Here is a 14,540-nt window from a genome sequence, read left to right as displayed (position 1 = left end):
GTCCGTGCTCCCCCACCAGCGCAGGGACACCCTCCTCAAGGAGGTGCAGTCGTCGGGCGCCATCCGGGTCGTCGACGTCGCAGACGCCCTCGGCGTCTCGGAGATGACCATCCGGCGCGACCTCGAGGAGCTCGACCGGCTCGGGCTCGTGCGTCGCGTGCACGGGGGCGCCACCTCGGTCGGTCCCGGCGCCAGCGACGAGCCGGGCTTCGCGGCCAAGGCGACCCGCGAGCTCGCCGCCAAGCAGGCCATCGCCCAGGCCGCCCGTGAGCTGGTCAAGCCCGGCATGACGATCGCCATCTCGGCGGGGACGACGACCTACGCCTTCGCCGCGACCGTGGCGGACGTCGAGGACCTCACCGTCGTGACCAACAGCACGGACACCGCGGACCTGCTCTTCGACGCGCTGCCCCGCTCCAGCCAGGTCGTCGTCACCGGAGGCGTGCGCACCCGCTCCCACGCGCTCGTGGGACCGGTCGCGATCTCGGCGCTGCGGGGGCTGCACGTCGACCTGGTCTTCCACGGCTTCCACGGCTTCGACCCGGAGGCGGGGTTCACCTGCCCCAACCTCGCCGAGGTCGCCACGGCCCAGGCGATGATCGACTGCGGTCGCAGCCTCGTCGTGCTCGTCGACCACACCAAGGCGGGCGTCGTCGCTCTCGCCGGCGTGGTCCCGCTCAGCCGCGCCGACGTCGTCGTGACCGACTCGCTGCTCGGCGACCACGACCGGGCCGCCCTGTCCGAGCACGTCCCCGACGTCGTCGTGGCGTCGGTCTGACCGCGCTGGACGAGCTGCGCTCGGCGAGACTCGTCGCACCGAGCCACCCGACCTGAGCACAACCCATGAGGATCGCACCGTGCGATCGCACCGTGAGGAGAACACCGTGACCAGCGCACGCGACCGCGCCGAGGAGACCTTCCGCGAGACCTTCGGGGCCGAGCCGTCCGGGGTCTGGGCGGCCCCCGGACGCGTCAACCTCATCGGCGAGCACACCGACTACAACGACGGCCTGTGCCTGCCCATCGCCCTGCCCCACCGCGCGTATGCCGCAGCCCGACGGCGTGACGACGACCGGCTCGTGCTGGTGTCCGCCGACATACCGGACAGCCGCGCGGAGGTGGAGCTCTCCGACGTCGCCGCCGGCACGCCGGGCGGGTGGGCGTCCTATGCGGCCGGGGTGCTGTGGGCGCTGCGGGACGCGGGTCACGAGGTGCACGGCCTGGACGTCGCCGTGGCCTCCGACGTGCCGATCGGGGCGGGCCTGTCCTCCTCGGCGGCGCTCGAGGGCTGCGTGGGGGCCGCCGCCTCGGACCTCTTCGGCCTCGGGCTGCTCGACTCCGACGAGGGCCGATCACGGCTCGCCGAGGTGTGCATGCGCGCCGAGAACGTCATCGCCGAGGCCCCCACCGGCGGGCTCGACCAGGCCGCCGCGATGCGCTGCGCCGAGGGCCACGCGCTGCTGCTCGACTGCCGCGACGGGTCGACGCGCCTGGTGCCCTTCGACCTCGACGCGCACGACCTCGAGCTGCTCGTCGTCGACACCCGCGCCACGCATGCCCTGACGGACGGCCAGTACGGCGAGCGCCGCAGCGCCTGCGAGGCCGCCGCCGAGGCGCTGGGGATCGTGTCGCTGCGCGAGATCGCGTCCTCCGAGCTGGAGTCGACGCTGTCCCGGCTGGACGACGAGGTGCAGCGCCGTCGGGTGCGGCACGTGGTCACCGAGATCCAGCGGGTCCGCGACTGCGTGGAGGCGCTCTCGGCCGGCGACTTCGCCGAGGTGGGGCGGCTGTTCGACGCGTCCCACGAGTCGCTGCGCCACGACTACGAGGTCACGGGGACCGAGCTCGACCTGGTCGCCGACACCGCCCGCGCCGAGGGTGCCCTGGGAGCGCGTATGACGGGCGGCGGGTTCGGCGGCTCCGCGATCGCCCTGGTGCGCCGCGGGACCGGTGACCAGGTGGCGGCCGCGGTGGCGCGGGCCTTCGCCGAGGCGGGGCTGGGCGCGCCGCAGCACTTCGTGGCCACGGCGGCGGCTCCGGCCGAGCGCCTCGCCTGATCTTGTCGCTGGGGTGAGCCAGAGTGGTCGCAGACCGCCCGCACCGCCCGCACCCCGACTCCATTGGTCACCAGTGACGTTTTGGATCGTTCATAAGGGCCGCTGGGACGTGATTGGTGAGCAATGGCGTCGGGTGCGAGTGCGGGTGCGGGGCTGGTGGGGGTGCGGGGCGAGAGGGCGGGGCGGGTCAGCCAACGGCGCTGAGGCCCCAGCGGACGAGCCGGGTGCCCACTGCACCGGCGGGGGCTGCGAGCGCGGGGCGGGCGAGGCCCAGCTCGTCGCGGGCCCACCCCGGCAGCAGGTCGACCGCGCCTCGCGCCAGCAGCTGATAGCCGGGACGCGCCGGACGCGGCAGCGGCGGCTCGCGCAGCAGGAAGTCGGCGGCGTCCCGGGCAGCAGGAGTCACCCGCAGCTCGGGCCGGTAGCCGGCCAACGCCTCCTCGAGCTCGCGGACGGTCGCCGGCAGGTCCCCGGCCCCGAGGCGGGCGGCGGGGATGGCGGTCTGGGCGACATAGGTGTCGGCCTCGGCCGGGGTGAGGGGCCGCGAACCGTGGCGCTGGTGCCCGGTCAGGAAGGACCAGACCTCGGCGACGTGCACCCAACGCAGGAGGTGCGGATCGCTCGCGCGATAGGGCCAGCCGAGGTCGTCCTTGCCCCGGACGCGCTCGTGCACGCTGCGGACGGTGGCGATGGCCTGCTCCGCGTGCTCGATCGTGCCGAAGGTCGTGGTCGCCAGGTAGTGGCTGGTGCGCTGCAGCCGCCCCCACGGGTCGCCGCGATAGCCGCTGTGCCCCGCGACCCCGGCCATGGCGGAGGGGTGCAGGGACTGGAGCAGCAGCGCCGTGATCCCGGCGGCGAACATCGACGCGTCACCGTGCACGCGCCAGATCGGGTCGTCCTCGGTGAACCACCGCTCGCCGGGCGTGCCCCAGATGCGGTCGTGGGCGGCCACGGCGTCGGCGCCGGCGACCTTCTCCCGCACGGCCTCGCCGATGCGACGCTGCAGAGATCGGGGCAGGGACAGCGCGCTGGACAAGGGCCTAGGCAGCGAGGTGGGCGCTGCGGGCGCTGGGTCGGCCCCGTGCTCAGACATCGGCTCCGTCCTGGCCGGGGGTGGTGTGCTCGCTCGGAACCGCGTCCGCGCCACCGTCGGGAGCCGTGCCGCCGAGACCGGTCTCGGACACCTCGCCCCCGCCGTCGCCGGCCGTGCCGTCGGCGCCCTCCACCCGCTCGTCGCGTCGAGCCTCGTCGCGTCGAGCCTCGTCGCGTCGGTCCTCGTCGTTCGCCGCGCGCTGGCCGGTCGTGTCGCTCATGTCGGTGCCTCTCGACAGAGGGGCCGGTCGCGGCGGCGAGGTGCGCGCCGGTGGGGGGCCCCGGTGCTCACCATTGTGCGGTCGCCTGCCGCCCCGCAGCGAGATGACGCCGGCCGGCGGCTCTGGGCCGGCGCCACGTGGTCAGCATCGCGAGCGCCAGCAGGAGCTCGGCGATGTCCCCGCCGTAGTACATGAGCTCCCCCGCGCCCCGCAGCTCGACCGCCGAGACGGGCACCTGGACGAGAGCTCCGGCATACAGCAGCTGGGACAGCACCGCGTGCCCGGTGACAGCCACCCCGAGGACGACCAGCCTGGCGGTGACGGATGGTCGACGCGGGGCCGGGTCAGGGCCGGCGATGGCGTGGGCGAAGACATACCCGGCGACAAGGAAGTGCAGGTGCACGAGGTGGTGCAGGACAGGACGCTGGGTGGTGGCGACGTAGAGGGGGGTGAGGTACAGGACGAGGAGCCCGCCGAGGTTGAGCACGAGGGCCGTGACCGGGTGGGTGACGACGCGCAGCGGCGCCACGTGCAGCAGCCGTCCGAGCACCCGCCCGTGCCGTGGCGGCAGCGTGCGCAGCAGCAACGTGGCAGGGGCACCCATGACCAGCAGCAGCGGTGCGTACATCCCGATCAGCAGGTGCTGCAGCATGTGCCCCCGGAAATCGCCGGCCGGGAACGGGGACAGCGCCATCCCGAGCAGGCCTGCCCCGGTGACGAAGCTCACCGTGCGCCAGCCGATCCAGGACCCGTGCCGGCGCGCCTGGCGGCGGGCCAGCACGGCATACGACCCCGCAGCAGCAGCGGTGAGAGCCAGGACGACGGCGGGCAGGAAGGCCTCCGGCCCACCGGTGGAGGCGGCACCGCCATGAGCAAGGATCACCGCGGGCCTCGGTCGCCGGGTGAGCCCTCCCGGCCGATGACCACCGCGCCGTCAGCCACGACGCCCGGCCGAGCCGACCGCTGCAGGAGCCAGCCGCCGAGGACCAGGAGAGCGCCCAGCCCCAGGAAGGCGAGGTCCGCCAGTGTCTGGTGGGGGCCGCTGACGACGTGATGGATCCCCAGGACGTGGTGGTCGACGATGCCCTCGACGAGGTTGAAGAGCCCCCACCCCGCCAGGATCCAGCCCCAGAGCACACGGGAGGCCCAGGCCCGGCGGTGGTCGTGCGTGATCCGCGCGTAGAGGATCCCCAGCCCGGCCAGGACGCAGAGCCAGGTGAAGGTGTGGAACAGGCCGTCCCACAGCGTGTTCATCTGCAGCCCGTGCACCGTGGTGGCCGGGTAGTCGCCGATGGGGATGTTGGCCGTCGACGCGTTGGTCAGCATGTGGTGCCACTGCAGCACCTGGTGCAGGAGGATACCGTCGACGAAGCCGCCGAGGCCCACACCGAGGAGGATGCCGGGCAGGGTGATGCTCCGCGGCTCCGAAGATCCGGGCGAGAGCGGGTCGCTGGACGCTGCCATGCGACCACGCTAGGGCGCCGAACGAGCCCGCGGGCGCTTGCGCGACGCCGCTCGCCAGGACCCATCGACCGCCAAGCCGCCCACGGCCCGCGCCAGGTCGTACCGTGACCGCATGCACACCCAGAACGCCCCCGAGACCACGTCCTCGGGGACCCCCACGCTGCGCCGCGCCGTCACGACGACCGGCCTGTTCCTGTTCATCCTCGGCGACGTGCTGGGGGCGGGCGTCTACGTCCTCGCCGGCGAGATCGCCGGCACCGCGGGAGGCGCTGTGTGGGTGCCGCTGGTGGTGGCCCTGCTGCTGGCGCTGCTCACCGCCGCGTCCTACGCCGAGCTCGCCACGAAGTACCCACGTGCGGGCGGCTCGTCGCACTACGCCACGCGCGCGTTCGGACCGTTCGTCGGCTTCCTGGTCGGCTTCTGCATGCTCGCGGCCGGCATCGTCTCGGTCGGCGCGCTGGCGCTGGGCTTCGCGGGCGACTACCTCCGGGCCTTCGTGACGCTGCCGACGGCGGGCGTCGTGGTCGTCTTCCTCGCCCTGCTGGCGGCGCTCAACGCGCGTGGGATCTCCGAGTCGATGGGCGCCAACGCCGTCGCCACGATCATCGAGGTCGGCGGCCTCGTGCTCATCGTGATCCTCGGCATCGTCGTCATCGCGCGCGGCGACGGCGACCTCAGCCGGCTCACGCAGCTCGGCACGGCGGAGCACGGCCCGATCAGCGCCGTCCTGGCGGGCAGCGTGCTGGCGTTCTACGCCTACGCCGGCTTCGAGACCAGCGCGAACGTCGCCGAGGAGACCAAGGACCCCGCCCGGTCCTACCCGCGGGCGTTGTTCGGAGCCCTCGTGGTCGCGGGGCTGGTCTATGCCGGCGTCGGCGTCGCCGCCAGCGCGATCGTGCCCACCGACCAGCTGGCGTCCTCGAGCGCTCCCCTGCTGGAGATCGTGAAGGCGGCGGGCGGCATACCCCCGGTGCTGTTCTCGGTCATCGCGCTCGTCGCCGTCGCCAACGGTGCCCTGCTCACCGGCATCATGTCCTCGCGACTCGCCTATGGCATGGCTCGCGACGGCCTGCTGCCCTCGGCGCTCGAGCGGGTGCTGCCGCAGCGGCGCACCCCGTGGGTCGCCATCCTGGCCACCACGGCGCTGTCGCTGCTGCTCGCGCTGACGGGCACGATCGAGGTGCTGGCCAGCACCATGGTCCTGCTGCTGCTCGTGGTCTTCTCCGCCGTGAACCTCGCGGTGCTCGTGCTGCGTCGCGACGAGGTCTCGCAGCGCCACTTCCGCGCGCCACTGGTCCTGCCCGTGCTCGGACTGCTCTCGTGCCTGCTGCTGGCGACGCGCGTGAATGCCGAGACCTGGCGCTACGGACTGCCGTTCCTCGCGGTGGGTGCGCTGCTGGCCGGGATCGCCGCCTGGCGCCGCCGTACCCCCGCCTGACCCCGATGACGCCCGCCTGACCCGCCGCGGGCAAAGGCATCAGCCTGGGGAACCAAGACCGGTCGATGCACCTGCCGCCGGCGGGTGAACGTTCAACACTTTGCGTAACGGATGATGACTCTGCGTCATACAGTCCCTCCATGACCGACTTCTCCCCCTCACGTCGGGCCCTGCTCGGCGGTGCCGGTGCGGCCGCCGCGACCCTCGCCCTCCCCCTCGGCATCCCGACGGCTCAGGCCGCCGCCGCCCGCAACGTCCGCCTCTGGCGCTGCCTCGGCTCCGCCCTCAGCGGCGGCTACCACACGGGCACCCGCTACACCAACGGCTACATCGTCATGGGCAGCCCGCAGGGGCGCACGACCTACACCGACCCCTACGGCCCGCGCACCACGCGGACCTACGACCACGGCACGTGGACGACCGGGTGGTACACGCCGGAGTTCGCGATGACGCAGGTCATCCCCTCGTGGCGGGCCATCACGCCGGGCGGCACCTGGATCTCCGTCTGGGTGCAGGCGATCACCACCAGCGGCGCCACCACCGCATGGTTCTCGCTCGGGCGCTGGTCCGACATCCAGCCCGGCTCCCCCTACCGCACGACCGTGAACGGTCAGTCCGACGCCTACGCCACCGTCGCGACGGACACGCTGCGCGCCAAGGCGGGCTACGCGTTCAAGAGCTGGCGGCTGCGGGTGACCCTCTATCGCCCCGCCGGCTGGACCGCGACGCCCACCGTCACCGCCGCCAACGTCATGTCCTCGGCCATCCCCACCGGCTCGACGATCAGCGTCCCGGTGAGCCCGGTCGGCGTGGCCCGCGGCGTCGTCCTCGGCGTGCCGACCTACAGCCAGATGGTGCACACCGGCCACTACCCGTCCCTCAACGGCGGAGGCGAGGCCTGGTGCTCGGGCACGTCGACGGCGATGATCCTCGACTACTGGAAGGCCGGCCCCACCAGCACCGAGGTCGCCTGGGTCAACCCCAAGCCCCACGCCAACCCGCAGGTCGACCATGCCGTCGCCAAGGTCTTCGACTACGGCTACAACGGCTCGGGCAACTGGGCCTTCAACACCGCGTATGCCGGAACCCGGGGCCTGGACGCGTTCGTCACGCGGTTGCGGTCGCTGAACGAGGCCGAGCGCTTCATCAAGGCGGGCATCCCGCTGGCGATCTCGACGTCGTTCACCAGCTCGCAGCTGTCGGGCGCGGGGTTCGGGACCAACGGGCACCTGATGGTGATCGTCGGCTTCGACTCGGCGGGCAACGTCGTGGTCAACGACCCGGCGTCGGGGATGCGGGCGTCCAACGCCTACGTCCGCAAGACCTACAACCGCGCGCAGCTCGAGAACGCGTGGGCCCGCTCCGGCGGCACGACCTACGTGATGCGACCGACCTGGAAGGCCCTGCCGACGGCTCTGACGCAGCGCAACTGGTGAACCTACCTCGGGTAGTCACACTCGCCTGGCGTGCCAACCCAGGCGGATGTACCTACCTCAGGTAGTCACACTCGCCTGGCGTGCGAACCCAGGCGGACGTGCCTACCTGAGGTAGGTCCGGGCGGGGCGTGGAATGAATCGCGAGCCGTGACCAATGGTTGCTGTACGCGCAGGACAAGGGCCGACTGGATCATTGATCCTTCAAATAACCTGTGGGTGTGACGCAGCGTCATACTCTCTAGTCCATACGCCATAGACGCCAGCCCGGGCCCCTCAAGGTCCGGGCTGACGCATGCCCCTGCCCGCTCGCCCGGAGTCCTCATGCCCCTCCCCCTCGACGGCCCCGCCGCCGGCCTGCTGCTGCACGCCGTCGGCGCCGGCGCCGTCTTCGCCGCCGCCTACGCCCTCGCCCGCCTCCGCTTCGCCCCGAAGGAGGCCGCACGTGGCACCGACGCAGCACCGCTGGACTGAGCTCCACACGGGCGCGGCCCTGCTCGCGGTCACCGCCGCGGCCGCCAGCGCCGCCGTCATGTCCCAGTCGGGGGCCGCCAGGCCGGTCCTCGTCGGGCTGGTCGTGGTCACCGTCGTCGCCGGGCTCCTCACCGACGGCTTCCTCGGGCTCGGGGTCGGCGTGGCCACCGCCGCGGCCGGCGTCGTCACGATCCAGCGCCTCGGCACCTGGGACAACGCCCACTTCACCGCCCTCGTCATGATCGTCGGCGCCCTCGTCGTGCTCGGCTGGGTCGCCGGCCTGCTCGGCGCCTCCGCCCGCGCCCACCGGCGGGCCCTCGAGCGGGGCCGCCCCGCCGACGTGCAGCCGGCCCTGGCCTCCCTCGGCCTGCTCCCCGCCGACGTCGCCGAGCTGCGCGCCGACGAGGAGATCGCCCGCGCCCGCCGCCACGACCGCCCGCTGGCCGTCGTCGCCCTGGAGGTCGAGCCCCGCTCCGCCGACGTGGACGAGGCGCTGCTGCAGGCGACCCGCCGCGCCGTCGCCCGCCTCGTCGAGCACCGCCTCCGCCGCTCGGACGCACCGTTCGCGCTCGACGCCGGCAGCGTGGCGGCCGTCCTCCCCGAGACCGACGAGCGGGGGGCCGCTGCTCTGGCCGGGCTCCTCGTGCAGGAGGCCCCCGCGCTGTCCGTCCGCGACCGCGGGCGTGGGGGTGCCGTCGAGGTCGGGTCCGTCGCCACCGTGCGGTGCGCCGTCGTGGAGCTGGCGGGTCGGCATACGACCGCTTCGGACCTGCTCGACGAGGCCCGTGCGGCCCTGCGCGACGAGCAGCCGGCGGAGGTCGTGCGATGACCCGCTCGCTCGTCGGCGTCGGGGTGCTGCTGCTGCTCTGCATCGCGCATCATGACCTACTGGCGCAGCGCCACCCAGGCCCTCCGCCGCCGCCTCGACCAGCTCGACGTCCGGCTGCACGTCAACGGGATCCGCGGCAAGTCCACCGTCACGCGGCTGCTCGCGGGCGTCCTGCGCGAGGGCGGCTACGTCACGGTGGCCAAGACGACCGGCTCGGCCGCCCGCGTCATCGCCCCCAACGGCCACGAGACGCCCATCGCCCGCCGCGGCGCAGCCACCATCAACGAGCAGATCGACGTCGTCGCCGAGCACGTCCAGCGCGACGTCTAGGCGCTGGTCATCGAGTGCATGGCCGTGCGCCCGCTCTACCAGCAGTACTCCCAGGAGTTCATGGTCCGCTCCGACATCACGGTCATCACCAACGTGCGCGAGGACCACCAGGAGGAGATGGGCGAGACCCTCGAGGAGATCGCCGACTCGCTGTCCGCGACCATCCCCACCGGCGGCATCCTGGTCACCGGCGAGGGCCGCCAGCACCTGCGAGACCGGTTGGCGGTCAACGCGGCTCGTCGTGGCAGCACCCTGATGTATGCCGACCCCGCCGAGGTCACCGACGAGGACATGCGGGGCTTCGACTACCTGCAGTTCCGCGACAACGTCGCCATCGGCCTCACCGTCGCGCGGCTGCTGGACATCCCGCGCGAGGTGGCGATCCGCGGCATGTGGAAGTCGGTGCCGGACGTGGGTGTCGTGCGGCTGCGGACCTACGACATCCTCGGCAAGCGCATCCTGTGGGTCCCGCTGTTCGCGGCCAACGACCGCGAGAGCGTGATCCTCACCTTCCAGAACCTCCAGGCGCAGTTCCCGCCGGACGCCCCCGTCATCGGCATCCTCAACAACCGCCACGACCGCGGCCGGCGCGCCGAGCTGTTCTCCCACATGGTCCCCGACGACCTGGACGAGTTCCTCGACCACGTCATCACCTTCGGGGCCTACGAGGAGACGGTGACCGCCACCATGGTCGAGCGCGGCTACGGCCGCGAGCGCATCCACCAGCTCGGCGAGACCGTCCAGCCGTCGCTCGACCAGATCCTGCAGACGATCGTCGACCTCGTGCCCGGCCGCGACGGCGTGCTCGTCGGCATGGTCAACATCCACACCGACCAGGCCGAGCTGCTCATCGAGCACTTCGCGCACCTGCTCGGCGACGCGCAGGACGACGAGATCGCCGAGGCCCGCTGCTCGCCCGCGCGCCGCTCGGACGTCAGCGGATCGTGTCCGGCATCAGCCACACCCGCCGCGCGGAGGCCCTGCGTGCCTGAGTACTCCTTCACCCCCGAGGTCGTTCGCCTCACGATCCTCGCGGGCGTCGTCGTCAGCATGCTCGTCTACGAGCGGATCCAGCTGACCACGGGCGGGGCGATCGTCCCCGCCTACCTCTCGCTGGCCCTCAGCCGGCCCATCGCCGTGATCGTGACCATCGCCCTCGGCTACCTGACCTACCTCATCGTCAACAAGGTGATCGGCCGCCGCCGGATCCTCTACGGCCGCAGGAAGTTCGAGATCGAGGTGCTGGTCGGGCTCGCCCTGATCATGGTCACCACCGGGCTCGCGCACCTCGGCGGACGGCTGGACCCGATGCTGCTCGGCATCACCGGCATCGGCTTCCTCGTCCCCGGGATCCTCGCCCACGACATGGCCCGCCAGAAGCCCGGCCGCACCGTCGGCGTCGTCATCGCCACCGCCTGCTCGCTCGGCGTCGTCGCCTGGCTCGCCTCCGCGGTCCTCGCGATCGCCCCCGGCTCCAACGTCGACCAGCCCCAGCACCTCGCCTCGGTCCTCGGCGACCCCCGCGAGCTGCTGCTGTATGCCGTGGCCATGAGCGTGCTCGTCGGCATGGCGGTCTACTCCAAGCTCGGGCTCCGCTCCGGCGGGTTCATCACGGGCGCCTACCTCGCCCTCGTCGGGCCACGCTGGTCCGACCTGCTCGTCACCGCCGTCGTCGCCCTGGTCACGTGGGCGGTCGTCGTCCACGTCCTCATGCCGCGGCTGCTGCTGTTCGGCCGGCGCAAGCTGTCTGCGATGCTCCTCGTGGGTTCGGTCGTCGCCTGGGCCACCGAGATCACCATGACCTGGCTCAGCCACGGCGACTTCGTGCCGTGGCGCGGCCTCACCGCCGCCACGATCATGGTCCCCTCCCTCATCGCCAACGACGTGCAGCGCCAGGGCTGGGAGCGCACCGTCTGGGGCACCGGGCTCACCGCCACCGGCGTGTATGCCGGAGCCACCCTGACCGCCGCGATCGCCACCGCAGGAGGTTGGCTGTGAGCACCCACCTCACCCGCTGGGGCGGGCCCGTCGTCGCCGCCTCCCTCGTCGTGGCCGGCACCCTCGGCCTCGTCCACGAGCAGGCTCCGGCCCCCGGCCCGACCGGCCCCACCGTGTCGGTCGACGTCGTCGACGACCGCGGGACCCCGCTGGCCGGCGCCCGGGTCCGCACCGACGAGGGGTCGGCCACCACCGACGCCGCCGGGCGGGCGGCCGTGCCGCTGTCCCGCGACGGCTACGCCCACGTCGAGGCGTCCGGGCACGGCGAGCGGACCCTGCGCCTGCACGCCGCGGAGGCCTCCCGCGCCGTCCTGCCCGCCAGCGGGTTCGACACCGTCACGCTGAGATTCGGCGGCGACGTCATGATGGGCCGGCGGTTCTACGAGCCCAGCGCCTCCGGGCCCGCGCTCCTGACCGAGGCCTCCACGGTCGAGGACCACCGCCGGCTGCTCGACGGCATCACCCCACTCCTGCAGGACGCCGACCTCACCGCGGTCAACCTCGAGACGCCCCTGGTCGCCAAGCTCTACTGGCCCGAGGGCGCCAAGCGGCCCGACGGCTTCAACCCGACCAAGGAGATCGCCTTCGCGAGCAGCACCAAGACCGCGCAGGCCCTGCGCGACGCGGGCGTGGACGTCGTGTCCCTCGCCAACAACCACGTCAACGACGGTGGGGCGGCCGGGATCGCCAGCACCCTCACGGCCCTCGACGACGCCGGTGTGCGCCACTTCGGCGCGGGGCGGACCGAGGACGAGGCGTGGACGCCGCTCGAGGTGCCGGTCCGCGGTCGCACGGTCGCCTACGTCGGCTGCACCACGGTCGACGGGCTGCCCTCGTCCCACCCGTACGTCGCCCAGGGCAGCTCCGGCGGCGCCGCCCGGTGCTCCGAGGGCCGCCTGCGCCGCACCGTCGAGCGGCAGCGCGCCACGGGTCACGACGTCGTCGTGATGATCCATGGCGCCGTGGAGTACGAGCGCCAGCAGCGGCCCGTCATACGACGACTGACCCAGGTGGCCGCCGAGGCCGGCGCCACCGCCGTCATGAACGGCCACCCGCACGTCGTCGGCGGGCTGACCACCCAGTCCGGCGCGGTCGTCGCGGAGAGCCTCGGCAACCTGCTCTTCGACCAGGACCTGTGGTCGACCTTCCCGACCTACCTGGTGCGCGTCGACCTGCACGACGGTCGGCCCGTCCACACGCAGGCCGACCCGCTCGTCATCGACCGCTACGCCCCGCGCCCGGCCACCACCGCCCTGGCGGACGCGGTCGGCCGCATCGCGGCCGGCTCCGTCGCGACGACCGCCAACGCCGACGCCACCGGCACGACCATCGGCTCCGCCCTGCTGGAGCCCAGGCCTCGCGCGGTCCAGCTCACCCCCGGCGTGCCGACCTCGCTGGCGCCGGGCTGGCAGCTCGCCGGCCGGCCTGACGGCATCCTCGCGGGCAGCGACCTGCTCTTCGGGAGCGGGCGCTTCGAGGCCGACGCCCGCAGCGGCAGCGGGCCGGCGCTGTGGACCCTCGGCGCCAACACCCGCCGCACCAACGCCGCGGCCTGCGCACCGACGCCGAGCGAGGCGGTGGCCTAGCACGGCGTCGAGCTGGTCCGCAGCCCGCTCAGCACCCAGGACGCCTTCGTGACGCCAGAGCACCGCATCCCGGTCAAGGCCGGCCAACGGCTGACCTTCGTCGCGGCGGTGCGGCACGCCTCCCCCGGGTCGCGCGCCACCCTCGCGTGGTATGCAGGAGCCGAAGGCCCCTCGAGCGCCACGACGGAGGTGACCGTGCCGCCCAGCAGCTCCGACGCCGACGACTGCCGGCAGGTGCGCGTCGACGTCACGGCGCCCGCGGGCACGACCTTCGTCCAGCCGGCGCTGCGCCTCCTGCCGCCCGAGAGCTCGGTGCGCGGGTCGCGCCTCGCCGTCGACGACGTGTCCCTCGTGCGCTGGGGCGAGGAGGGCGGCTCGAGCGCCCGCTTCGACACGGTCCTCGCCGAGCGCGCCACCGCCGTCACCCTGCAGCAGGTCACCCCGACCGCCGCCACCGAACCCACGGTGCTGCGGGCGACGAGCAGCCCCGTCACGGCCCTCGCCGGCGCGACGGAGCCGAGCCTCTCCAGGACCGAGGAGACGGAGCGCCCGTGACGGTGGCACCTGCGTCCGACGGGCGCCACGGGTCGGGTCGGCCCCACGGGTCGGGTCGGCCCCACGGGTCGGGTCGGGGCACCCCCCGAGCCCTGCGCCTGACGACCGTGGGAGCACTCGTGGCCGCCGCCGCGGCCTGCACCCAGCCCGCGCCCGCGCCCTCGCCTGCCCGCACGCCGGGCCAGGGTGACGGCGGTTCGGTGGAGCGGCTGGTCGACGTCGTCATCTCGGTGCAGGACCGCGCCCCCGCGAGCACCGGCCCGACGGACCCGGCCCGGGCCAGGGCCATCGCCGAGGCGACCGCGCAGCTGCCGCAGGTGGCCGCGCGACCGGGACCCTCGAGCCTCGCGAGTCCTCCGGGGGTGCCCGAGGGGTATGCCGTGACGGGGCTCCGCCTGGACGGGAAGGACCAGCGGGTCGCCGCCCTCGTGCCCCAGGGCACGCCCACGACGGGTGACGGGCTCTACGTCGCCCGGCCCGAGCAGGGCAGCCGCCCGGTCACCATCGAGGTTCCCCACCCCCGCTCGGACGCCTGGACCGACCAGATCGGCGCCGACGTCTACGCCCGCTCGACGGCGCGCTACCTGCTCATGGCCGGGGCCGATCGCGGCGCCGGCGACGACGCGGACGTCGCCCACGCACCCGACGCCGCCTTTGCCGGCACCGACATGCTGCTCGTGCGCAAGGACTGGGTGGTCGTCCAGATCCACGGGTTCACGCGTCGCCGGCACCCCGGCTATCCGGACGCGGTGGTGTCGAGCGGCACCGCGACGCCCGGCGCCACCGCGACGCGGGTGGCCCGCGAGCTGGAGTCCCAGGGCATCAGCACCTGCGTGTATGACGGGACCACGTGCGCCGACCTCGCCGCCCGCACCAACGTCCAGGGGCAGCACGCCCGGGCGGTCGGTGCTGACTTCGTGCACGTCGAGCTGGAGCGGTCCGTCCGAGCGGACCCCGCGCTGCGCTCGCGCGCGGCGCAGGCCATCGCCACAGGGCTCGGCTGACACCTGCTGACCCGCCCGGCCCCTGCCCTTCCCCCACGTCGAGAGGCGACAGATCGGGG

At 73.6% G+C, this 14,540-nt stretch carries 15 protein-coding genes; 11 read left to right on the top strand and 4 right to left on the bottom strand.

The window, feature by feature from the left end; genetic code table 11:
• Positions 1 to 4: 4 nt before the first annotated feature.
• Complete coding sequence (locus B4E97_RS12030) at positions 5 to 778, top strand: DeoR/GlpR family DNA-binding transcription regulator (RefSeq protein WP_286960017.1); 774 nt, start codon at positions 5 to 7, stop codon at positions 776 to 778.
• 106 nt (positions 779 to 884) lie between these two features.
• Positions 885 to 2,057: a galactokinase gene (gene galK, locus B4E97_RS12025; RefSeq protein WP_029212065.1), complete on the top strand. Its 1,173-nt coding sequence runs from the start codon at positions 885 to 887 to the stop codon at positions 2,055 to 2,057.
• A 187-nt stretch (positions 2,058 to 2,244) separates the two neighbouring features.
• On the opposite strand, the gene B4E97_RS12020 is transcribed toward galK, so the two are convergent.
• From B4E97_RS12020 to B4E97_RS12005, 4 genes are all read right to left on the bottom strand, one after another.
• Positions 2,245 to 3,150: an oxygenase MpaB family protein gene (locus B4E97_RS12020; RefSeq protein ID WP_286960015.1), complete on the bottom strand. Its 906-nt coding sequence runs from the start codon at positions 3,148 to 3,150 to the stop codon at positions 2,245 to 2,247.
• Positions 3,143 to 3,370 (bottom strand): hypothetical protein, encoded by a 228-nt coding sequence (locus B4E97_RS12015; RefSeq protein WP_239265191.1) that lies wholly within the window; start codon positions 3,368 to 3,370, stop codon positions 3,143 to 3,145. Before B4E97_RS12015 ends, B4E97_RS12020 begins: the two co-directional genes overlap by 8 nt.
• Positions 3,371 to 3,437: 67 nt before the next feature.
• Entirely contained in the window at positions 3,438 to 4,253 is an 816-nt protein-coding gene (locus tag B4E97_RS12010; protein WP_286960014.1) for a cytochrome c oxidase assembly protein, read from the bottom strand.
• A complete protein-coding gene (locus B4E97_RS12005; RefSeq protein ID WP_286960013.1) occupies positions 4,250 to 4,834 on the bottom strand; it encodes a DUF2243 domain-containing protein in 585 nt (194 codons plus the stop codon). The genes B4E97_RS12010 and B4E97_RS12005 overlap by 4 nt, the downstream gene beginning before the upstream one ends.
• Positions 4,835 to 4,946: 112 nt before the next feature.
• Here B4E97_RS12005 and B4E97_RS12000 point away from each other — a divergent pair, with 112 nt between their 5' ends.
• From B4E97_RS12000 to B4E97_RS11960, 9 genes are all read left to right on the top strand, one after another.
• Entirely contained in the window at positions 4,947 to 6,272 is a 1,326-nt protein-coding gene (locus tag B4E97_RS12000; protein ID WP_286960012.1) for an APC family permease, read from the top strand.
• A gap of 140 nt (positions 6,273 to 6,412) precedes the next feature.
• Positions 6,413 to 7,708 carry a C39 family peptidase gene (locus B4E97_RS11995; RefSeq protein WP_286960011.1) on the top strand — a complete coding sequence of 432 codons (1,296 nt, stop codon included), beginning with the start codon at positions 6,413 to 6,415 and terminating at the stop codon, positions 7,706 to 7,708.
• A 321-nt stretch (positions 7,709 to 8,029) separates the two neighbouring features.
• Complete coding sequence (locus B4E97_RS11990; RefSeq protein WP_019284199.1) at positions 8,030 to 8,179, top strand: hypothetical protein; 150 nt, start codon at positions 8,030 to 8,032, stop codon at positions 8,177 to 8,179.
• Positions 8,151 to 9,008 carry a hypothetical protein gene (locus tag B4E97_RS11985; RefSeq protein WP_286960009.1) on the top strand — a complete coding sequence of 286 codons (858 nt, stop codon included), beginning with the start codon at positions 8,151 to 8,153 and terminating at the stop codon, positions 9,006 to 9,008. The genes B4E97_RS11990 and B4E97_RS11985 overlap by 29 nt, the downstream gene beginning before the upstream one ends.
• Positions 9,009 to 9,059: 51 nt before the next feature.
• A complete protein-coding gene (locus B4E97_RS11980; RefSeq protein WP_286960008.1) occupies positions 9,060 to 9,338 on the top strand; it encodes a hypothetical protein in 279 nt (92 codons plus the stop codon).
• An 18-nt stretch (positions 9,339 to 9,356) separates the two neighbouring features.
• Complete coding sequence (locus B4E97_RS11975; RefSeq protein WP_286960007.1) at positions 9,357 to 11,336, top strand: poly-gamma-glutamate biosynthesis protein PgsC/CapC; 1,980 nt, start codon at positions 9,357 to 9,359, stop codon at positions 11,334 to 11,336.
• Positions 11,333 to 12,922 (top strand): CapA family protein, encoded by a 1,590-nt coding sequence (locus B4E97_RS11970; RefSeq protein WP_286960006.1) that lies wholly within the window; start codon positions 11,333 to 11,335, stop codon positions 12,920 to 12,922. The genes B4E97_RS11975 and B4E97_RS11970 overlap by 4 nt, the downstream gene beginning before the upstream one ends.
• A 48-nt stretch (positions 12,923 to 12,970) precedes the next feature.
• The gene (locus B4E97_RS11965; protein WP_286960005.1) at positions 12,971 to 13,477 is read left to right on the top strand and encodes a hypothetical protein; all 507 of its coding nucleotides are present in this window, start codon (positions 12,971 to 12,973) and stop codon (positions 13,475 to 13,477) included.
• 107 nt (positions 13,478 to 13,584) lie between these two features.
• A complete protein-coding gene (locus B4E97_RS11960) occupies positions 13,585 to 14,481 on the top strand; it encodes a hypothetical protein (protein WP_019285593.1) in 897 nt (298 codons plus the stop codon).
• The last annotated feature ends 59 nt before the right edge of the window (positions 14,482 to 14,540 follow it).

This window comes from Arsenicicoccus sp. UBA7492, from assembly GCF_002479615.1.
Taxonomy (GTDB): Bacteria; Actinomycetota; Actinomycetes; order Actinomycetales; family Dermatophilaceae; genus Arsenicicoccus; species Arsenicicoccus bolidensis.
Note: the sequence above shows the minus strand (reverse complement) of the source record. Positions and strands in the feature narration are given on the sequence as shown.